At 70.5% G+C, this 20003-nt stretch carries 22 protein-coding genes; 12 read left to right on the top strand and 10 right to left on the bottom strand.

Annotation, left to right across the window (positions count from 1 at the left end; all coding sequences use genetic code 11):
• The first annotated feature begins 8 nt into the window (after positions 1-8).
• Positions 9-1769, top strand: coding sequence for a DUF4105 domain-containing protein (locus tag U3649_RS10290; protein ID WP_407351244.1), 1761 nt, complete (start codon positions 9-11; stop codon positions 1767-1769).
• Between the two features lie 261 nt (positions 1770-2030).
• Here U3649_RS10290 and U3649_RS10285 read toward each other — a convergent pair whose 3' ends face one another.
• Positions 2031-2699: a nitroreductase family protein gene (locus tag U3649_RS10285; protein ID WP_407351243.1), complete on the bottom strand. Its 669-nt coding sequence runs from the start codon at positions 2697-2699 to the stop codon at positions 2031-2033.
• Positions 2700-2933: 234 nt separating this feature from the next.
• On the bottom strand, positions 2934-3896 hold the full coding sequence (locus U3649_RS10280; RefSeq protein ID WP_407351242.1) for a pseudouridine synthase: 963 nt from the start codon (positions 3894-3896) through the stop codon (positions 2934-2936).
• 362 nt (positions 3897-4258) lie between these two features.
• On the opposite strand from U3649_RS10280, the gene proB reads away from it, so the two are divergent.
• Positions 4259-5401 carry a glutamate 5-kinase gene (gene proB / locus U3649_RS10275; RefSeq protein ID WP_407351241.1) on the top strand — a complete coding sequence of 381 codons (1143 nt, stop codon included), beginning with the start codon at positions 4259-4261 and terminating at the stop codon, positions 5399-5401.
• 19 nt (positions 5402-5420) lie between these two features.
• On the top strand, positions 5421-6746 hold the full coding sequence (locus U3649_RS10270; protein ID WP_407351240.1) for a glutamate-5-semialdehyde dehydrogenase: 1326 nt from the start codon (positions 5421-5423) through the stop codon (positions 6744-6746).
• A gap of 173 nt (positions 6747-6919) precedes the next feature.
• On the opposite strand, the gene U3649_RS10265 is transcribed toward U3649_RS10270, so the two are convergent.
• Positions 6920-7777: a PA4780 family RIO1-like protein kinase gene (locus U3649_RS10265; protein WP_407351239.1), complete on the bottom strand. Its 858-nt coding sequence runs from the start codon at positions 7775-7777 to the stop codon at positions 6920-6922.
• Positions 7778-8148: 371 nt separating this feature from the next.
• On the opposite strand from U3649_RS10265, the gene U3649_RS10260 reads away from it, so the two are divergent.
• Positions 8149-8301: a hypothetical protein gene (locus U3649_RS10260; protein ID WP_407351238.1), complete on the top strand. Its 153-nt coding sequence runs from the start codon at positions 8149-8151 to the stop codon at positions 8299-8301.
• Positions 8302-8361: 60 nt separating this feature from the next.
• Here U3649_RS10260 and U3649_RS10255 read toward each other — a convergent pair whose 3' ends face one another.
• From U3649_RS10255 to U3649_RS10245, 3 genes are all read right to left on the bottom strand, one after another.
• Positions 8362-8820 carry an anthrone oxygenase family protein gene (locus tag U3649_RS10255; protein WP_407351237.1) on the bottom strand — a complete coding sequence of 153 codons (459 nt, stop codon included), beginning with the start codon at positions 8818-8820 and terminating at the stop codon, positions 8362-8364.
• Positions 8821-9093: 273 nt separating this feature from the next.
• The gene (locus U3649_RS10250; protein ID WP_407351236.1) at positions 9094-9840 is read right to left on the bottom strand and encodes an SOS response-associated peptidase; all 747 of its coding nucleotides are present in this window, start codon (positions 9838-9840) and stop codon (positions 9094-9096) included.
• 91 nt (positions 9841-9931) lie between these two features.
• On the bottom strand, positions 9932-10279 hold the full coding sequence (locus tag U3649_RS10245) for a cupin domain-containing protein (protein WP_407351235.1): 348 nt from the start codon (positions 10277-10279) through the stop codon (positions 9932-9934).
• Between the two features lie 479 nt (positions 10280-10758).
• On the opposite strand from U3649_RS10245, the gene U3649_RS10240 reads away from it, so the two are divergent.
• The 5 genes from U3649_RS10240 to U3649_RS10220 all read left to right on the top strand — a co-directional run bounded on the left by U3649_RS10240 (position 10759) and on the right by U3649_RS10220 (position 14185).
• Positions 10759-11052, top strand: coding sequence for a hypothetical protein (locus tag U3649_RS10240; RefSeq protein WP_407351234.1), 294 nt, complete (start codon positions 10759-10761; stop codon positions 11050-11052).
• 64 nt (positions 11053-11116) lie between these two features.
• Entirely contained in the window at positions 11117-12019 is a 903-nt protein-coding gene (locus U3649_RS10235; protein ID WP_407351233.1) for an SDR family NAD(P)-dependent oxidoreductase, read from the top strand.
• Positions 12020-12141: 122 nt separating this feature from the next.
• On the top strand, positions 12142-12648 hold the full coding sequence (locus U3649_RS10230; RefSeq protein WP_407351232.1) for a hypothetical protein: 507 nt from the start codon (positions 12142-12144) through the stop codon (positions 12646-12648).
• Positions 12649-12660: 12 nt separating this feature from the next.
• Positions 12661-13107 (top strand): DUF421 domain-containing protein, encoded by a 447-nt coding sequence (locus U3649_RS10225; protein ID WP_407351231.1) that lies wholly within the window; start codon positions 12661-12663, stop codon positions 13105-13107.
• A gap of 115 nt (positions 13108-13222) precedes the next feature.
• Complete coding sequence (locus tag U3649_RS10220) at positions 13223-14185, top strand: alpha/beta fold hydrolase (protein ID WP_407351230.1); 963 nt, start codon at positions 13223-13225, stop codon at positions 14183-14185.
• Between the two features lie 20 nt (positions 14186-14205).
• Here U3649_RS10220 and U3649_RS10215 read toward each other — a convergent pair whose 3' ends face one another.
• A complete protein-coding gene (locus U3649_RS10215) occupies positions 14206-14649 on the bottom strand; it encodes a TerB family tellurite resistance protein (RefSeq protein ID WP_407351229.1) in 444 nt (147 codons plus the stop codon).
• Between the two features lie 201 nt (positions 14650-14850).
• Between U3649_RS10215 and U3649_RS10210 the strand changes: the two genes are divergently transcribed.
• On the top strand, positions 14851-16686 hold the full coding sequence (locus tag U3649_RS10210) for a DUF885 domain-containing protein (protein WP_407351228.1): 1836 nt from the start codon (positions 14851-14853) through the stop codon (positions 16684-16686).
• 181 nt (positions 16687-16867) lie between these two features.
• On the opposite strand, the gene U3649_RS10205 is transcribed toward U3649_RS10210, so the two are convergent.
• On the bottom strand, positions 16868-17281 hold the full coding sequence (locus U3649_RS10205) for a CBS domain-containing protein (protein WP_407351227.1): 414 nt from the start codon (positions 17279-17281) through the stop codon (positions 16868-16870).
• 240 nt (positions 17282-17521) lie between these two features.
• On the opposite strand from U3649_RS10205, the gene U3649_RS10200 reads away from it, so the two are divergent.
• Positions 17522-17992 (top strand): aminoacyl-tRNA deacylase, encoded by a 471-nt coding sequence (locus U3649_RS10200; RefSeq protein WP_407351226.1) that lies wholly within the window; start codon positions 17522-17524, stop codon positions 17990-17992.
• A 215-nt stretch (positions 17993-18207) separates the two neighbouring features.
• Here U3649_RS10200 and U3649_RS10195 read toward each other — a convergent pair whose 3' ends face one another.
• A complete protein-coding gene (locus tag U3649_RS10195; RefSeq protein ID WP_407351225.1) occupies positions 18208-18627 on the bottom strand; it encodes a hypothetical protein in 420 nt (139 codons plus the stop codon).
• Positions 18628-18748: 121 nt separating this feature from the next.
• Between U3649_RS10195 and U3649_RS10190 the strand changes: the two genes are divergently transcribed.
• Complete coding sequence (locus U3649_RS10190; RefSeq protein WP_407351224.1) at positions 18749-19579, top strand: helix-turn-helix domain-containing protein; 831 nt, start codon at positions 18749-18751, stop codon at positions 19577-19579.
• 142 nt (positions 19580-19721) lie between these two features.
• Here the strand turns inward: U3649_RS10190 and U3649_RS10185 are convergent, their stop codons facing one another.
• Complete coding sequence (locus U3649_RS10185; protein ID WP_407351223.1) at positions 19722-19946, bottom strand: heme-binding protein; 225 nt, start codon at positions 19944-19946, stop codon at positions 19722-19724.
• Positions 19947-20003 lie beyond the last annotated feature (57 nt).

The raw sequence follows: 20003 nt of genomic DNA, 5'->3' as shown, positions 1-20003 counted from the left end.
CCGCTCCGGTGCAGGCCGTGTCGTTGCAGGTCGACGATACCGCGCTGCGTCCGGCGCAGGCCGAGGCCTCGCGACACCTGCTGGAGACCGCCGTCGGACGGCTACCGCCCGCCTGGGCCGCCGCGCTGGAGCGGCGCATCGACGTCGAATGGCGCGACGACCTGCCTGCGCAGGTGCACGGTCGCGCGAAGGGCCGACGGATGCTGCTCGACCGCGCGCTGCTGGACGAATGGATGGCGCGGCCGGCCGACGCCGGCGGCGGCGATCCGGCCACCCGCGCGGCGCAGGCCGCCGTGCTCCACGAACTGGCGCACTTCTACGACCGCGGCCCGCACGGCGGGCTGTCGCGCGATCCGCGCCTGCTGGACCTGGCCGGCTGGCAGGTCAGCCCGCTGCGACTGGGGCTGCGCGTCGGGCGCAACGCCTTCGGCGACCGCAGCCCGGACCGCTACGAACTGACCAGCCCGGCCGAGTTCGTGGCGGTGAACCTGGAGCATTTCCTGCTGGACCCGGAATACGGCTGCCGCCGACCGGCACTGTACCGGTACTTCGCCGCGCATTTCGGCACCTCGCCGCCGCAGGCCGGCTGCGCCCCGGACCTGGTCTACCTGCAGGCGGACGGCGATGCGTCGCAGCCGCTGCTGCGGATCGATCCGGCGCGCGTTTATGCCGTGGACTACCTGCTCGCAGAAGGCAACGAGCGCCTCATGAGCCGCTGGGGCCACAGCATGCTGCGGCTGGTGGTCTGCGCGCCGGGCCGGCCGCGCGGACCCGGCTGCCGCCTCGATCTCGACCACCACCGCGTGCTGTCGTTCCGCGCCTTCGTCGACGACGTGCAGGTCTCCAGCTGGCGCGGCCTGACCGGATCGTACCCGTCGCGCCTGTTCGTGCTGCCGCTGGACCAGGTGATCGACGAATACACCAAGGTGGAACTGCGCGGCCTGCAGTCGATCCCGCTGCGGCTGCGGGACGCGGAGATCGCCGCGTTGCTCGAACGCGCCGCGCGCCTGCACTGGAGCTACGACGGCCGCTACTACTTCCTCGGCAACAACTGCGCGGTGGAAACTTTCAAGCTGCTGCACGACGGCGTACCGCGCCTGGCCGGCGAACGCCTGGCCAGCATCACCCCGACCGCACTGCTACGCCGGCTGCGGCGCGCCGGCATCGCCGACGCCGGTGTGCTCGAGGACCGCGACGAAGCCCGCCGCCTGGGCTACTACTTCGAACCGCTGAGCGCGCGCTACCAGGCGATGTTCGAGGTCGCGCGGCAGGCGCTCGACCTGCCGCAGGCACGGGTGCAGGACTGGCTGGACCTGGCGCCGGCCGAACGCAGGCCGGCGCTGCGGCGCGCCGGCCTGCGCGCGAGCGCCGCGCTGCTGCTGCTGGAACAGGCGGCGCTGCGGCGACAGGAACTGCTGGCGCGCGACGAACTCAAGCGGCGCCTGCTCGGCGGCGATGCGCAGGCCCCCGATGCGCTCGCGGCGGTGCAGGACTTCCTGGGCCTGCAGGCGCTCCTCGGCCGCCCGGCGATGCTGCTGCCGGACACCGGCTACGGCCTGCCGCAGCAGGACGAGCGCGACGCGCTGGCCCGGCTGGTCGGACGCCACGCCGCGCAATGGCGCCAGCAGGGCGAACGGCTGCGCGCCGAGGCGCGGCGCTGGCTGCCACCCCGGAGCGAAGCGGCGCTGGAAGCGACCGAAGCCAACGTCGACCTGCTGTCCGCGCGCCTTCGCGAGCTGCACCGGGAACAGGGCGGACTCCAACTCTGACCGACCCGGCCGCTGCCGGCGCAGTGACGACAGGGCGACCGCGCGCGCTCTGCCGGAAAGAGACCGACGCATCATTGCGTCGATCCTTTGCGGGCGAAGAGCGCACCTGCCGCCCGAAAACGGCCCCGAACCCGCCTTGTGGGAGCGACGGAAGTCGCGACATGGAATATCGGCGTCGATGATGCCGCGCTTCAGCCGAACTCCGGAGTCGCGACTTCCCGGCGGTGGCATGCCACCGCCACTCCCACGCGGCTTGGTTTTCTACCGGAACGTGGCGATCGCCTCCAGCGGCAGGCGTCGCAGGTCGGGCACGCGACAATCGGGCGCCGGATGCCCCACCACCAGCAGCAGGTACGGCATTTCGTTGCGCGGGCGGTCGAGCACCTCGTTGAGGAAGCCCATCGGGCTGGGCGTGTGGGTGAGCGTCGCCAGTCCCGCGTGATGCAGGGCGGCGATCAGCATGCCGGTGGCGATGCCGACGGATTCATGCGGGTAATAGCGCTTGTGCCGCCCGCCCGCGCCGTCGACGCCGAAGCGCTCGTAGAACACCCCGATCAGCCAGGGCGCGGTCTCGAGGAACGGCTTCTGCGCGTGCGTGCCCAACGGCGCCAGCGCCTGCAGCCATGCCGCCGGCGCGCGATGGCCGTAGAACTCGCGCTCCTCGGCTTCGGCCGCTTCGCGGATGCGGCGCTTCAGCGCCGCGTCCTGCATCGCCACGAACCGCCACGGCTGCTGGTTGGCGCCGCTGGGCGCGGAGCCGGCCGCGCGCAGGCAGTGCTCGATCAGCACGCGCGGCACCGGCGTGGGCGCGTAGTCGCGCACGGTGCGCCTGCGCGCCAGTTCGTCGGCGAAGGCGGCGGCACGCTCGATGCGCTCGCCATCGGTGAGCGAAGGAAGCGGCGGCAAGGCAAGCGTGCTGGGCCCGGTCATGTCGGCGATGTCCGCGTCCGTGGATGCGGGGAAGCGTAGCGAACGCCGACCCTTCGAGCCAGGGCGCTCGACATTCGCTTTGCCGTCGTCCTTGTAGGAGGGGCTTCAGCCCCGACGCGCCCGGACGAGCAGAAAATGCTTTCTGCCGTTGTTTCCCTTCGCAACGCGCGGCGGCGCGTTCATCATGGTCACCGCCGATGCGTCTGCCTGGCGCGGTCGCGGCTGAAACCCCTCCTACGGAGGTCGGCGGAGGGAGTGGGTGTCGACGCGGCCCAGCGCCAGGGCGCTCTCGAAGCGCCGCTCGCGGCCGTCGAGCGGATCCGTGAACGCCAGCGATTTCGCCAGCAGCCGCAAGGGCGCGGCCGGATCGTCGGCCATCGGCTCGCACAGGACCGGATACAGCGGGTCGCCGAGGATCGGCGCGCCCAGCACCGCCATGTGCACGCGCAGCTGGTGCTTGCGGCCGGTCACCGGCTCCAGCGCGTAGCGCCAGTACCGTGCGCCGCGCTCGATCACGTCGACGCGGCTCTCGCTGTCGGCCTCGCCGTCGACTTCGCGCATGCGGAAGAACGGCTCGCCGCGCCGCAGGCGGCTGCGGCGCACGTGCGGGAACCGCAGCTGCGGCAGCGGTTGCGCGAGCGCCTCGTAGCCCTTGCGAATGGCGCGCTCGCCGAACAGCGCCTGGTAGCGGGCCCGCGTGGCCGGATCGGCCGAGAACAGCACCAGGCCCGCGGTCGCGCGGTCGATCCGGTGCAACGGCACCAGGTCGGGATTGCCGAGGCGGCGGATCAAGCGCGCGAGCAGCGTCTCCTCGACGAAACCGCCGGCCGGCACCACCGGCAGGAAGTGCGGCTTGTCGGCGACGACCAGGTGCGCGTCGGCGTGCAGCACGGTCTCCTCGAACGGGATGCGCGGCTCGTCGCGCACCTCGCGGTAGTAGTGGATCTCGGCACCCGTGCGGTACGGGGCATCCGGCGCCAGCGGCGCGCCGGCGGCATCGAGAACGCGGCCGCGCGCGAAGCGCTCGCGCCAGCAGTCGCGCGGAATCGCCGGAAAACGCGCGCACAGGCCATCGAGCACGGTGGACCACGGGCCGGGCGGCAGCTGCAGGCGGCTGGCGCGGACGCCGGCGATGGCGGGAGGCGTCGATGGCATCGCGTGGAGTATGCCGAAGCGGGACCCGGATACGAGCGGCATGCCCGTGGCGACGCGACGCGACGAATGCATCTCCTCGGCGGCCGCACGCCTTCGGCCGGCTGATGGCGGGGAAGCATGTGCGGACACCGGCATGCGGCCGTCTCGAACCGGTTCCACGCCCGCGGTTCGCCGTGCCGGCTTGGGTTCGAACCTCATCGATGTTAAGGTGTGCAGCCATTGAACCTGGTTTTCCGGCGTTGCATGACAACGTTCCGATGTCCGGGTTCCGTATCGGGCTCGTCGTGAGCCGACAGCGCTGCTGATCCTTGATCGCCTATCCACCGCCCGGCTGCATCAGACCAGCCCGGGGACGCATGTCGTGCGGCGCTCCAATCCATCATCCTCGGAGAACCTCGCAGACGATGACATTTCCATTTCCGGAACAACCATTGCCCACGTGGCGACGCGCAGTCCTCAAGGTCGGCAGCAGCCTGCTGACCGACGGCAAGGGCCGCCTCGGCAAGCGCAATGCGGCCGCGCTGGCCAACCTGATCTCCCGCTTTCGCGACCAGGGGCGCGAAGTGCTGCTGGTGTCCTCGGGCGCGGTCGCCGCCGGACGCGGCCTGATGGCCGGCAAGCGCAACGGGCTGGTCCAGCGGCAGGCACTGGCCGCACTGGGGCAGACGCCGATGCTGTCGCTGTGGCAGGGCCTGGTCGAGCAGCCGGTGGCGCAGGTGCTGCTGAGCCACGACGACCTGCGCAACCGTCGCCGCTACCTCAACGCCCAGGCGACGCTGCGCGAACTGCTGCGGATCGGTGCGCTACCGATCGTCAACGAGAACGACACCGTCGCCGTCGACGAGCTCAAGCTCGGCGACAACGACAACCTCGCCGCGGTGGTCGCGACGCTGGTGGATGCCGACATGCTGCTGATCGCCACCGATACCGGCGGCCTGTACACCGGCCATCCCACGCGCGATCCCGGTGCGCGCCCGGTGCCGCGGGTCGAGGAGATCACCCCCGACATCGTGCGCATGGCGCAGGGCGGCGCCGGCACGCTCGGCACCGGCGGCATGTCCACCAAGCTGGAGGCGGCGAGCAAGGCCGCGGCCGCAGACATCGGCACCGCGCTGTTCTGCGGCCATGACGACGCGGCGCTCTCGGCGCTGGCCGGCGACCGCCTGCGCGGCACCTTCATCCCGCCGCACGGCGACCGCCTGGTCGCGCGCAAGATGTGGCTGCGGCACACCCCGCCCAGCGGCGGCGTGGTCCGGATCGACGACGGCGCCGCCGAGGCGCTGGCCGAGCGCGGCGCCTCGCTGCTGCCAGGCGGCGTGGTCTCGGTGGAGGGCGATTTCAACTGCTCGGCGATGGTCGACGTGACCTGCGCCCGGGGTCGCAGGCGCCTCGCCCGCGGCCTGGTGCAGTACCAGTCGGCCGACCTGCAGCGGATCGCCGGCCGTCACAGCCGCGAGATCGAATCCGTGCTGGGGTTCCATAATGGCCACTCGGTGATCCGCCGCGAGGACATGGTCCTGCTGGGCGCCGCCGCCGCGGCGCATTGATTTCTCTGGAGACAGTTCGATGACCGGATACGTCCGCAACCTGGCCGAGCGCGCCCGCGCCGCGGCCCTGGCCATCGCCGGCCTCGAGCCCGCGCAGCGCGCGGCGCTGCTGGAGTCGATGGCCGACGCCGTGGCCGAAGGCCGCGACGACATCCTGGCGGCCAATGCCGCCGACATGGAACGCGCGCATGCCGCCGGCACCACCGGCGCGATGCTCGACCGCCTGCAGCTGGACGCGGGCCGCGTCGACGCGATCGTCGCCGCGATCCGCGAGATCGCCGCCCTGCCCGACCCGGTCGGCCAGGTCACCCGCAGCGAAGTGCACCCCAACGGCCTGCTGGTCGAGAAGGTCCGCATTCCGCTGGGCCTGATCGCGATGATCTACGAGGCGCGCCCGAACGTGACCGCCGACGCCGCCGCGCTGTGCCTGCGCGCCGGCAACGCGGTGCTGCTGCGCGGCGGCTCGGAGGCGCGCGACAGCAACGTCGCGATCGCCGCCTGCCTGCACCGCGCGCTGCGCGCGCACGGGCTGCCCGTCGAGGCCGTCGCCCTGGTCGAGGACACCGCGCGCGAGCACGTGCTGGAACTGCTGCAGCTCAGCGACCTGATCGACCTGGCGATCCCGCGCGGCGGCGAACGCCTGATCCGCTTCGTCGCCGAGAACGCGCGGGTGCCGGTGATCAAGCACTACAAGGGCGTCTGCCACCTGTACGTCGACCGCGCCGCCGATCCGGCATTGGCGCTGCAGCTGGCGATCGACGGCAAGCTGTCGCGGCCGGGGGTGTGCAACGCGCTGGAGACGATGCTGGTCCATGCCGGGATCGCCGAGACCTGGCTGCCGGACGCACTGGCGCAGCTGAAGGCGCGCGGCGCCGAGATCCGCGGCTGCGACCGCACCCGCGCGTTGTTCCCGGAGGCCGCCCCGGCGACCGAGGAGGACTACGCCGCCGAGTTCCTGTCGCCGATCCTGGCGGTGCGCGTGGTCGATTCGATCGACGGGGCCATCGCCCACATCCAGCGCCATGGTTCCGACCATACCGAGGTGATCGCCAGCGCCGATCCGGTGGCGGCCGACCGCTTCGTGCGCGAGATCCGCAGCTCGGCGGTGATGGTCAACGCGTCCTCGCGCTTCAACGACGGCGGCAGCCTGGGCCTGGGCGCCGAGATCGGCATCTCCACCACCCGCCTGCACGCCTACGGCCCGATGGGGTTGGAATCGCTGACGATCGAGCGCTACGTGGTGCGCGGCGAGGGCCAGGTGCGGCACCCGGAATTTGTGGGAGTGGCAGCGGCATGCCGCTGCCGGGAAGTCGCGACTGCGCGAATGAAGCGCCAGCAAGGATAGCCTCAGCCGAAGCCAGTCATCGGCGACCAGTTTCCGGCAAGACACAGGTTGCCGATGGCGATGCCGCTGTCGGACAGATCAGTCGCGACTTCCCGGCAGCGGCATGCCGCTGCCACTCCCACAAAAATTACAGAGTGTGGCAGGGTACGCTAGCGACGTCGCCTGCGCCGCCGTCAATCGCTTTCGGCCGCCTCTTCGCGGCCCTGCTGGCGGATGATCGCCTCCTGTCGCGCGTCCTCGATCGAGAACAGCACCGCGCGGGTATCGGCGGTGTGCTCGTCGAACACGAAGGCGCCGGTCAGCGCGGCGTCCGGGCGCAGCTCGCCCTGCTCGAACAGCGCCCACATCTCCTCGCCGTAGTAGGTGTCGTGCAGTTCCGGGGCGTAGCGCCCCAGGCTTTCGCGCAGGTTGTGGACGTCGCGCAGCAGCATCTCGCGCGCGGCATTGTTGCCGGCGGCGCTGACCGTCTGCGGGAAATCGATGATCACCGGCCCGTCCGGCGCCACCAGCACGTTGTACTCGGACAGGTCGCCGTGGATCAGGCCCAGGCACAGCATGCGCACCACGTCGCCGATCAGCGTGGCGTGGAAGGCGCGCGCCTGGTCCGCGGTCAGGTCGGCCTCGACCAGCCGCGGGGCGCTGTGGCCGTCGGCATCGGTGACCAGGTCCATCATCAGCACGCCATGGAAGAAGCCGTGCGGCTGCGGCACGCGCACGCCGGCATCGGCCAGCCGGTACAACACCTCGGCCTCGGTGTTCTTCCACGCGGTTTCCTGCTCGCGCCTGCCGAACTTGGTCGCCTTCGCCATCGCCCGCGCCTGGCGGCTGCCGCGCACCTTGCGGCCTTCCTGGTACTGCGCGCGCGCCTGGAAGCTGCGCTGCGCCATGTCCTTGTAGACCTTGGCGCAGCGCACCTCGTCGCCGCAGCGCACCACGTACACCGAGGCCTCCTTGCCGCTCTTGAGCGGCCGCAGCACCTCGTCGATCAGACCATCGTCGATCATCGGCTGCAGGCCGTGGGGGATCTTCATCGAATGCGGAACGCCAGTGCGGAAAGGCGGCCATTGTCGTCGGAAACCGGCAGCGGAGCGACCAGATGCCTGAACCGGCCCTTTGTGGAAGACAGCGGCGGTTCCTGAACGACATCGCCGGCGCCGGCCGCGCCGCGCGGCTGTCGGGGCCGCCGGCGTCCCCTCGCGACTGCCGTCGCTCCCACAAGGGCATGCCCCCTAGGCCGGCTCCAAGGCGCAGGCGCTGCCCGGCCTGCGCACCGTATCGCGGCGCCAGCGCGGATTCGGCGCCAACGCGCCTACACGCGCATCGCCTCCGATGCAAGCCGGCTGTTTCGCGACCCTCTTTCGCGATGCTGGCTACACTGGGGGGCCCCTCACTGGAGACGCCCATGGCCAAGCCCAACTATTCCTTCGAAAAGAGGCAACGTGAAATCGCCAAGCAGAAGCAGAAGGAAGAAAAACGCGCGAAGAAGCTGGCGGCGAAAAAACCCGAAACGAACAGCCTCGATACCCCCCGCGATCCCCCCGCCAGCAGCGAATAGGCGCCCCGGCGCGCCGTTCGACGGGACCGGCCGCGCGCTTTTCACCCGGACTTCGCCGGATCAAGGCCTCACCACGTGCAGGCCCAGCAGCACGAACGCGACGAACGCCAGGACGGCGCGGGCCGCGTGTGCATATTCCCAGCGATCGCGAAGCCCGCGCCACGCCTTGTCCACGCCGGCGCCGGAACCGCTGGGCGCCTTTCCCAGCCCGAAGAAGCCCGCGCTGACCGGCGGCAGCGCACGATCGGCCAGCCAGAACTTGTTGACCGGGTGCACCGCCAGCCAATAGACGACCTGCATGCACGACACCAGCACCAGGCTGGCGAGTACCAGAAGAAGATCGATGCGGTCGTCGCGCACCAGCCACGACAACGCGGCCAGCGCCAGGATCGCCAATGGCTCGCTGATGCCGCCGATGGTGAAGCCGGGATGGTAGATCGGCTGCGTCGCCAGGTAGGCAGTCTTGTCCAGCCGCAACTTGCCGGGCAGCTCCGCCGCGTGCGCCAGGGCGAACGCCATGGCACACGCAACCAGAACCAGGCACAGCAACTGCATGCCCGCCATCCACATGCGATCGCTCCGGTGGCCGCGATCGACGCACGCTAGGGCAAGCGCCGTTACCGTCGCGTCAACCGTCGGCGCCGCCGCGTCGTCCCGGCGACATCCATCGCGTTCGCTCCGGTCACGGACGGCCGCCATCCTGCCGTCGGTCCCGACCGACGCCGGCCGGTACGGCGCCTGCGAACGGCCGCGGGAGCGCCCGATGCCGGTGGACCGGCGCGCTGGGGAGCGCTATTCCTCCTCGTCTCCGAGCGCGCCGTCGGAATCCGCGCTCGCAATCGCGTCCTCGAGCGGATCGACGGGCTCGAGCAACGTGTAGTCGTCGGCGTCGCGTCGTGCGATCGCACGCGCTACCGGGTAAGCCTCCAGCGCGGGCTGCGCCGTCCGCGTGAGGAACCGCATCGGCGACCGCGGGCCCGCGATCCACTCGGCCACCCTTCTCGCGGGCAGGAAAACCGGGCCATCCGGCACCAGCGGAGGCGGGATCGCGGCATTGGCATGCGTGAGCACCGCGAACGAGTAGACCTCCGGCTGGCCCTTCTCCCAATGATCCCAGAGCCCAGCCGCAAACAGCACCTCGCCGTCCCGGGCCTGGATGAAGTGCGGCTGCGCCGGCACCGCCGAACGATCCCATTTGTAGTAGCCGTTCATGGGGACCGCGCAACGCCGGCTCTCCCAGGGGCGGCGGAAGATCCGGCTCCTGGGCGCGCGATCGAGCCGTGCGGTGACGGTCGTGTACTTCGTCTCCGGCAGTGCGGACCAGCGCGGGATCAGGCCCCAGTCGAACGCCTGCACGCGCAAGCCGTCGCCAAGGTCGAAGATCACGGCAGCGGGCTTGCGCACCGCGATGTTGTAGCGCTCCGGCATGCCGGCCAAGGCCGCCGAGACCTCCGCCGGCAACGCGCCAGGCAGCGCATCCTGCACGAACGTCTGCACGAACCTACGCATGTGCGCACCCTTCGCGGCGGGCGGATCCACGGCCGTCGCCGGCCGGTGCCGAGCGGGGATTATCCTGCTGCGGGTGGCGCAGGCGGGACGTCATGGCCTTGTGCTGCCGGATGCGACCGCTCTAGCCGCGCTTGCGCCCCGCGGGCAGCGGCTCCCCCTCCTCGTCATAGGCCGGCGGCGCATAGATGTTGAGGGTCTTCAGGGCCCTGCGGCCGGTATTGCGGATCTCGTGCCGCTCGCCGCGCTCGATCACCAGCAGACTGCCCGCGCCCAGACGTTGGCGCACGCCCTCGACGATCGCCAGCCCGATGCCGGAGACCACGTACAGCCACTGGTCCGCGCCCTGGTGATGATTGTCCGGGCCGCCTTCGCTGCCACCGGGCGGGAGGACCATTTCCGCCGCCTGCACGCCGCGTAGGTCGACGACCACGCGGAACTCGTTGTCGAAACGGAAGCGCTCGTGCTTCATTCCAGCTCCTGGCGTCGCGCGCCGAAGATCGCGCGCCGGGCGTTAACTGCGGGAGACGGCGGCGTGAACGAACCCAAGGCCGGCGGCCGCGGCGATCGCCCTGTCACCCCGCCTGCGCGCGATCGCCGTGCTCTGTCGTGGACTGGCGGCGGCATGCCGCCGCCAGGAAGTCGCGATCCCGAATCGCGACAGCTTCTGCGGGAGCGACGGGAGCCGCGACGGCTTCTCTACATGTGGGAGCGACGGAAGTCGCGACGGGCCTTGCCCGCGCGGCGTCGCGACTTCCGTCGCTCCCACAGAACCGGGCGACGTCCGGGGAGAACGGGCGCGCCAGCGATCGCGGCGCAGCGCGCTTGCGGCCGCCCCACGCCGGCGACTTCACCACGTCGCCACGAGGCATGGGGCCATCATGGATCACCGTTCCACGGCCGCGCGGCAGGCATCGCGCGCGATCCGCCGACACAGCTACAGGAACCGGCATGAACGAACGAATCGAAGCGGGCTTCATGGTTTTCGTCGCCGACGGCGAGATGGGCGTCGCGGCCGTACGCGAGGTGCGCAGGCAGTCCTCGGAGCTGCTGATCAACGTCCAGAACGCCGGCGACTTCGCCGTGCCGCTGGATGCCGTCGAAGACGTCCACTCCGGCAAGGTCGTGCTGAACGTCGACCGCTTGCCGGCAACCGTGCGCAGGGCGCTCGAGCACGCGCACGACGCGGAAGATCCGCGCTACGCCACCATCGACCCGGAAGCCGGCACTCCCCGCGACGGATGAGCGGCCCGCGAATACGGACGCGGCCGGCGCGGCGCTTCTCCGCCCATACGCCATCGGAACCTGCATGAAACCCACGAGAACTGCCGTCATCACCGGCGCATCCAGCGGCTTCGGCCGCGGCACCGCCCTCCGGCTGGCCGCCGACGGCTTCAACCTCGTACTCGCCGCACGACGCGGCCAGGCGCTGAAGGCGCTTGCCGAGGAATGCGGCGATGCGATCGCGGTCGTCACCGATGTCGGCAATCCCGAGGACGTCGAGAAGCTCGCCAGGGCCGCGATCGCGAAGTTCAACCGCATCGACGTGTGGATCAACAACGCCGGGGTGGCGGCCCTCGGCCGCTTCGACGACATCCCGCTGCGCGACCATCAGCGTGTCCTGCAGACCAATCTCGGCGGCGTCGTCAACGGCAGCCACGCCGCCCTGCGCCACTTCCGCCAGCTGCAGTCGGGCACCCTGATCAACATCGCCTCGATGCTGGGCCGCACCCCGTCGCCCTACTATGCGTCGTACTGCGCGGCCAAGTATGGAGTGCTGGGGCTGTCGGACGCGCTGCGGCAGGAGCTGCGCGCCAACGGCGAAGACCGCATCCACGTCTGCGCGATCCTGCCGATGGCCGCCGACACGCCCTTCTACGAGCACGCCGCCAACTACACCGGCCACACCCTGCACCCCTTCCCGATCATCGACGCCGAGGCGGTCGTCGACGCGATCGCCTCCGCCGTCGACGCGCCGCGCGACGAGATCACCGTCGGCGTTTCCGCGACCGCGGCGATCCTGGGCGAGCGGCTCGCGCCCGGGCTGGTGCATCGCGTGACCGGAATCGTCGCGCACCAGTTGCAGATGGAGGCAGCGGAGCCGGCGGCGCACGCGGCGGGCAGCCTGCACGCGCCCATGGCGGTCGGCACCGGCGTCCATGGCGACATCCGGGCGCAGCTCGACGCCGAGACGCAGCGCGCAGGGCGCTAGGCGCACGGGTCCAGTTCCCGCCGTCACCGGACCGGCAGCCGCGGCGCCCGTCCGGGCGCCACGCACACGCGTCCTCCACATCGCCGAACCGATAGTCGCATCGCCTCCCCCCGGGACCCGCAATGGTCGACGACGGCAACGATCACGCGCTGGAACTCGAACAGCACCTGGGATTCCAGCGCAGGCTGCTGTGGGTGCGCAGGACCGGCAACGTGCTGTTGATCGCCGGACTGCTGGCCGCACTGGCGGGTGCGTTCGGCGCCGGCGGCCCCTTGTCGCAGGCGGGGGCGACGGCCGAGGCGGTCGAAGCGCGGTTCCCCCGCTTTGCGCGCTACCGCGGCCCGGCCCGGCTCGAGGTCGAAGTGCGGACGCCGGCGGTCGCGGGCGACACCTTTTCGCTCGCGATCGGCGGCGAACACGCGCGGCAGTTCACGATCGAACGGATCACCCCGGAACCCGAGCGCATGGCGTCGACGGACGGCGTTCTCGAGTTGACCTTCGCCGTCGCGCCCGGCGAGTTCCAGAGCGTCACCCTGGAAGGCCGGCCCGAATCCATGGGGTCGATGTCGGGCACCGTGGCGGTGGATGGGCGACCTCCGCTGCCGATCGAGACCTTCGTCTACCCCTGAGCCGGAGTCGTCATGGAAATCGTACTGCGGGCTGCCGCCATCTACCTGCTCCTGCTGGTCGTTTTCCGCATCAGCGGCAGGCGCGCGCTGGCGCAGATGACCGGGTTCGACATGGTGCTGCTGCTGATCATCGGTGAGTCGGTGTCGCAGGGCCTGACTGGCGACGACTTCTCCGTGACCACGGCCATCATCCTGGTCGTCACGCTGATCCTGATCGAGCAAGGCCTGACGGTGCTGAAAGAAAAGTCTCCGATGGCCGCGCGCTGGCTCGACGACGCGCCGCTGATCGTGGTCAAGAACGGCCAACCGCACCACCGGCGGATGCAGCTCGCGCACGTGGACGAGCAGGACGTCCTGGAAGCGGCGCGGTCGGCGCACGGGCTGGAAACCATGCAGCAGGTCAAGTACGCCGTGGTGGAGCGCAGCGGCGAGATCTCGATCGTGCCGAAGAAATCCTGACCACGGCCGCGTCCAGGAGTCCCTCGCGCGATGTCGATTTTCGGGAACGGCGTTCGTCGTTCCGGTGAAGGCGACCCGGAACCGTTCCGGCGCCGCAACCGAAGGAAAGACCGACATGTCCAGAATCGCGACCCTCGTATTGCTGGCCTGCACCCTGGCCGCATGCTCCGCCCCTGCTCCGGCATCGGCCGGGCAAGCAGGCCCGCCCGAAGCCGCCGAGTCCGCCCCCGCCGCCGCCGCCGCCGCCGTGAAGAGCGGGCGCCTTCCGATCAACGGCGTCGACTACTACTACGAGATCCGCGGAAGCGGCGAACCGCTGCTGCTGTTGCATGGCGGGTTGGGGTCGACCGCCATGTTCGGACCGGTGCTGCCGATGCTGGCCGCGGAACGCCAGGTGATCGGAGTCGACCTGCACGGCCACGGCCGTACCACGCTGGGCGAGCGCCCCATCGACCTGGTCGACATCGGCGACGACATGGCGGCGCTACTGGAGGCGCTCGGCTACGACCAGGTCGACGTGCTCGGCTATTCGTTCGGCGGCGGCGTCGCGTTCCGGCTGGCCGTGCAGCATCCGCAGCGCGTGCGCCGGCTGGCGATCGTCTCGGCGGGATTCTCCCGGGACGGATTCCACCCGGAGATGCTGCCGATGCAGGCCCAGGTGGGCGCCGGCATGGCCGAGATGATGAGGGACACGCCGATGTACCAGTCGTATCGCGAGGTCGCGCCGAACGTGGACGATTTTCCGCGGCTCCTGGACCGGATGGGCGAGTTGATGCGCAAGCCCTACGACTGGTCGGACGAGGTCGGCGAGCTGCGGATGCCGGTGATGCTGGTCTTCGGCGACAGCGACATGTTCCGGCCCGAGCACATCATCGAGTTCTACCGGCTGCTCGGCGGCGGCCTGAAGGACGCCGGCTGGATGCGCGAGCACATGTCCCAGAACCGCCTCGCCATCCTTCCCAACCTCACCCACTACGAGATGTTCATGGCACCTGAGATGGCCAGGACCGTCCTGCCGTTTCTCGATGGCGAGAACCGGGCCGGGAGCTGGGCCGACCAGGTCCGGGCTGGCGGGTAGGCCGGAACGCACCGCCGCCGTCAGCCCTCCCTCGCCAGGAACTTGCGCCGGATGAACTCCTGGTGCGGCACCGCCAGCAGATCGGCCAGGCGCCGCACCAGGTGTTCCTCGTGCATGTTCAGGCGCGCGTCGGCGTACGCCACCCGCCACAGCCACTCGACGAGTTCGGCGCGCTGTTCGGGCGCCAGGCCGGTCCGCAACTGGCGGGTGAACTCGTACAGCGAAACCGATTGGCGCTTCGCCTGGTGCGCCTGACCGATCAGCTCGTCCAGTTCGCCCGCCTCGAGCCCGAAGGTCTGCCGCACCGCCTGGTGGACGATCTCGAGCTCGGCGGCGTCGCCACCGTCGTCGGCCACCGCCATCTCCAGCATCAGCGCGGCGGCGGCCCGCGGCAGCGCATGCGGATCGTCGCCCGGCTCGTGGCGGGAGACGATGCGCTTGAGGTTGTGGAACCAGTCAACCACGAGGCCGGCCCCCGCACGCCGGGAGTACACGGGAGGGATCGGGCGATTTCAACGGCAACTCCTGCTGGGTGGCGCCCGAGCGATTCTGACAGCGGAATGCGAGGATGGTTCCGGCGACGCGTGCGCCCGGCGGCGCCACCGGGGAGAATTCGCCGCGTCGTACCGATACTCTAGCGGCCGTCCCCCGTCGAGGAACCCGCCGTGCGCCTTCGTGACCGCTCCCGCCTCCTCCTGTCGCAGCCTGCCGCCGTCGCCGTCGCTGCACTGCTCGCCGCCTGCGCTTCCGCGCCTCCATCCACGGCGGCTTCGACGGGCGCCGGGCGGGTCGCAGCCGCGCAGCAGGCGCGGTCGATCGACGCCTTCTTCGAGGCCTTCGCCGACGAATGGATGCTGCGGCAACCGTCCTCGGCAACGGGCAGCCGCTACTTCGACGGCGAGACCCAGATCGCGATGGACCGTCGGTTGACCCCGCAGACGGCGCAGTTCGACCGCGAAACCATCGCCCTCGCCCGCCGCGGGCTCGCCGAACTGGAGAGGTTCGACCGCGCGGCGATGGACCAGGACCAGCGCGTCTCCGCCGAGCTGCTGGACTGGCTGCTGCGCACTCGCATCGAGGGCGACCGCTACAGCGACTACCAGTACCCGCTCAACCAGTTTGGCGGCGCCAACGTCGGCCTGCCCAACCTGATGACCGTGGTGCATCCCGTGCGCAACGCGCAGGACGCCGACAACTACCTGGCCCGCCTGCGCCTGTTCGACGAGCGCATGGGCGAGGCCACGCAGCGCGCCGGCGACCTGGCCGCGAAGGGTATCCTGCCGCCGCGCTTCATCCTGCAGGCCACCATCGCGCAGATGCGGCAGTTCATCTCGCCCGAGCCGGCCGCCAACCCGCTGGTCGCCACCTTCGCCGAACGACTCGACGGGATCGACGGCCTGGACGCGGGCGCGCGCCGGGCGCTGGTGGACGAGGCTGCCGCCATCGTCGCCGACGGCGTCTACCCGGCCTGGCGCGAGGCGATCGCGGTCCTCGAATCGCAGCTCGACGACGCCACCGACGATGCCGGGCTGTGGCGCTTCGAGGACGGCGCCGAGGCCTATGCGCACCGCCTGCGCCAGTTCACCTCGACCGATCTCAGCGCCGAGCAGATCCATCAGCTCGGGCTGCGCGAGGTGGCGCGGATCGAGTCCGAGATGGACGACATCCTGCGCTCGCTCGGCCGCAGCGAGGGCACGGTGAAAGCGCGCGTCGAGCAGCTCAAGGCCGACCTCGCCTACCCCGAGACCGATGCCGGCCGCGCGCAGATCATGGCCGACATCGACGACATGATCCGCGACGCCGAGCGGCGCTCGGACGCCTTGTTCGAGATCCGCCCGAAGACCCCGGTCGTCGCTCGCCCCTATCCCGAGTTCCGTTGGGCCAACGCCGCCGCCAGTTATACCGCGCCTCCGCTCGACGGCTCGCGCCCCGGCGTGTACCAGATGCCGCTGCGCAAGGACCGGCTGACCCGTTTCGGCCTGCGTACGCTGGTCTACCACGAGACCGTGCCCGGCCACCATTTCCAGATCGCGCTGTCGGTGGAGAACCCGGACCTGCCGAAGTTCCGGCAGACGCGTGCGTTCGGCGGCATCTCCGCCTTCAGCGAAGGCTGGGCGCTGTACGCCGAGCGCCTGGCGGCCGAAGAAGGCTGGTACGAGGGCGACCTGGAGGGACGGCTCGGCCAGCTCGATGCCGAGCTGTTCCGCGCCCGCCGGCTGGTCGTCGACACCGGCCTGCACGCCAAGCGCTGGACCCGGCAGCAGGCGATCGACTACGGCATCCCGCCCTCGGAGGTCGACCGCTACGTGGTGATGCCCGGGCAGGCAACGTCCTACAAAGTGGGGCAACTGGAGGTCATCCGCCTGCGCGACAAGGCCCGCGACGCGCTCGGCGATCGCTTCGACCCGCGCGAATTCCACAACCGCGTCCTGCTGACCGGCGTGGTGCCGCTGACCCTGCTGGAGCGGGAGATCGACGCCTACATCCGCAGCGGCGGCTAGCGCCCTCCTTCCGGTCCCGTCGCTCGCCGGCACGGAAGCGCTCGCCGCGTCGATACGCCGTCGCGCCGGTCACGCCAGGTACGTGCGTCAGCGCTTCGCGCCTTGTCGTTCGCACGGACGGCCGGAGCGATCCCGCTCGCGCGATAGACCCCAAGGGCACCGGCCGCCCGGGGCGTCGCCGTCAATGCGGCTGCGCGACGCCCCGCAGCACGGTTTCGGCGGCCTTTCCGTCGCCCGTCCGGTTCACGTTGGCCAGCGACACGACGCCGACCAGCCGCTTGTCGCGGTTGATCACCGGCAGCCGGCGTACGTGCAGATCGGCCATGTTGCGGACGATCTGGTCGGCGTCCTCGTCGTCGTAGCAGTACTTGACCTCGCTGGTCATCACGTCACGCACCTGGGTATCGGTGCCGCGGCCTTCCGCGATCGCCCGCACGACGATGTCGCGATCGGTGACCATGCCGACCAGGCGGTCGTTCTCGCCGACCGGCAGGCTGCCGATGTCCTGCTCGGCCATCACCGCCGCAGCGTCGCGGATGGTCTGATCGGGCGAAGCCACGCGCACGTCGCGCGTCATCATCTCGCTGACTTTCATCTTCGCGTTCCTCCGTTGGAGTGCCGTTTATATCGCTGACGCCGTGAAAGGAGCGGCAAGCACCGCTGCAACGGCAGGCGCAACGCCGTCACCACATGCCTCCCAAACGGAGAGTATGCTGCGCATGCGGGTGCGCATGAGCATGCGCACGCGGCAGCCATGCGACGCCAGATGCGCGCATTCAGCCCACCAGGCGGCACCGCTGCACGGGATGGCGGCAGCGCCGCGACGGAGGCGATCATGATCTCCCCACGCCTGCACCATTTTCTCGACGAACACCATGCGCCGTACACCACGCTGCCCCACGATCGCACCGTCACCGCGCGGCAGACCGCCGATGCCGCGCGAGTGGGCAATCGCAACTTCGCCAAGACCGTCATGCTCAAGGTCGATGGCGACGTGGCGATGATGGTGATGCCCGCCGCTTACCGGATCGATCTCACCCGCCTGTCGCGTGCACTGGGCGGCCGCGACGTCGAGCTCGCCCAGGAGGCGGAGTTCAAGGACATCTTCGCCGACTGCGAACTCGGTGCGATGCCGCCGTTCGGCAATCTCTACGGCATTCCGGTGTATGTCGATGCACGCCTCGCCACGGATGCGGACGAAATCGTGTTCAACGCCGGTTCGCACATCGACGCGGTGCGCATGTCCTACGCCGAGTTCGAACGCTTGGCGCAGCCGGAACTGCTCTACATGGCGCACGTGATGTAACCGGCATGCGACGAGCCAGGCGTCCGGCAGTCCGCTCGATCTCCGGGCATGCAGCCGATGGTGATTCTCGTGATTCGTGATTCGTGATTCGTGATTCGTGATTCGTGATTGGTGATTCGCAAAAGCGAACGCCGAGCTTACGCCCGGCGTAGCTTGGACTGCCCTACATCGCGCACGTGACGCGACCGCGGTGGCGACCCGGCGCCGCACATGGCTCAGGCGGGAACCGGTGCAGTCCGGCGCGAGGCGCGCAGGCCTAGCCAGCCGAGTTCGGCGAAGGCCAGCACCACCAGCGCCTGCGCGGAGACGAAGGCGACCCCGAACGGGCTCGGCTGCCAGTTGCCGCCGAAGGCCACCCAAGCGCTGCCCGCCACCCAGGCGAAGTTGATTGCGATCACGGCGGTCATCGCGCCCTGCGGCACCGCGGAACGGCGCGAGAGCACGAGAATCCAGGCCACGAAGGGAACGCAGATCAGGCCTGCGGCGCGCTGCAGGCCGGCGGGCAGTTGCAGCAGCGGCGCCAGCACGTCGGCCGCAGTGAGCAGCAGAAGGGCCGTGGCGCCGGTGGCGAGACCGTCCACCAGCAGCAGGCGGGGCAGGAAGTTAGGGCTGGCGGAGATGCGTTGCAACGACATGGCGGAACTCCTCTTGGTCGGATCGTGGTCGGTTCGGGACGATGCTGCACCGCCGCCGTTCCCGCGACCATTACCTGGCAGGTAATGACCGTCGCGAGCCGCGATCGGCTATCGTCCGCGCATGGCCGTTCCCGCATCCGAACAATGCCCGGTGGGGCGACAACTGCGCGACTGGCGGCGCCGGCGGCAGCTCTCGCAGGAAGCACTCGCCGACCTGGCCGACATCTCGCCGCGCCACCTGAGCTTCCTCGAGAACGGCCGTTCCGTTCCCAGCCGCGCGATGCTGTTGCGGCTGGCGGACCGGCTCGACGTCCCGCTGCGCGATCGCAACCGCATGTTCACCGCAGCGGGTTACGCGCCGGTCTACGGCGAGCACGCGCTGGACGACCCGAGCCTGGAGGCGGCGCGCCGGACGATCGCGCTGGTGCTGCGCGGCCATGAGCCGTACCCGGCACTCGCCGTGGACCGCCACTGGCAGATGCACGCGGCCAACCGCGCACTGGTGCCGTTTCTCCGGGGCGTGGCGCCGGCGCTGCTCGAGCCGCCGATCAACGTGCTGCGCCTGAGCCTGCACCCGGACGGCGTGGCACCGCGCATCGCCAACCTCGGCCAGTGGCGGGCGCACCTGATCGAGCGCCTGCGCCGGCAGGTCGAAACCAGCGGCGATCCCGTCCTCGACGACCTGCTGCAGGAGCTGCTGTCCTATCCGGCGCCGGATCACGACGAGTCGCCCGACCCGGCCGCCATCGCCGTGCCCATGCGCCTGCGCACCGAAGCCGGCGAGCTTTCCTTTCTCAGCACCACCACCGTGTTCGGCACACCCGTCGAGGTGACGCTGTCGGAACTGGCGATCGAGTCGTTCTTTCCCGCCGACGCGAAAACCGCGAAGGTGATGCGCGCGATGTCGCTGGTCGGCCGGGTCCTGCGGTTCAAGCTGCCACGACTGAAGTAGCGTGCCTGAAGGCGCCCCGGCCTCACCGGCCGCGCTCGCACCGCCTATCTGTCCCCGCCGTCGGGAATGTCACTGGCCAGCACCCCACCGGTGCCGAGCAGGATTTCGGGGCGGCTGCCACTGTGTCGCGAGATCGCCGGCGCTATCTCGCCAGCAGATCGGCGCCGGCCTTCGCAATCACGCCGTCCTGGGAGGACTGCACCCCGGACACCCCGATGCCGCCGACCAGCCGGCCGCCGGCCGACAGCTGCAAGCCACCCTCAAGCGGCATCGCGTCCGGCAGGGCCAGCACCACGTGATTGCCCTTCTCCACGGAACGGACATCCGCACCGGACGGATCATAGTTCGAACGGGTGCCGCGCAGCATCGGCATGGTGGGACCGCCGCCTGCTGGCTGGCCGACCTCATCGATCCGGCCGCGACG

The sequence above is a fragment of the Luteimonas sp. R10 genome (assembly GCF_045689605.1).
Lineage (GTDB): Bacteria > Pseudomonadota > Gammaproteobacteria > Xanthomonadales > Xanthomonadaceae > Luteimonas.
This window is presented reverse-complemented; position numbering and strand designations above follow the sequence as displayed.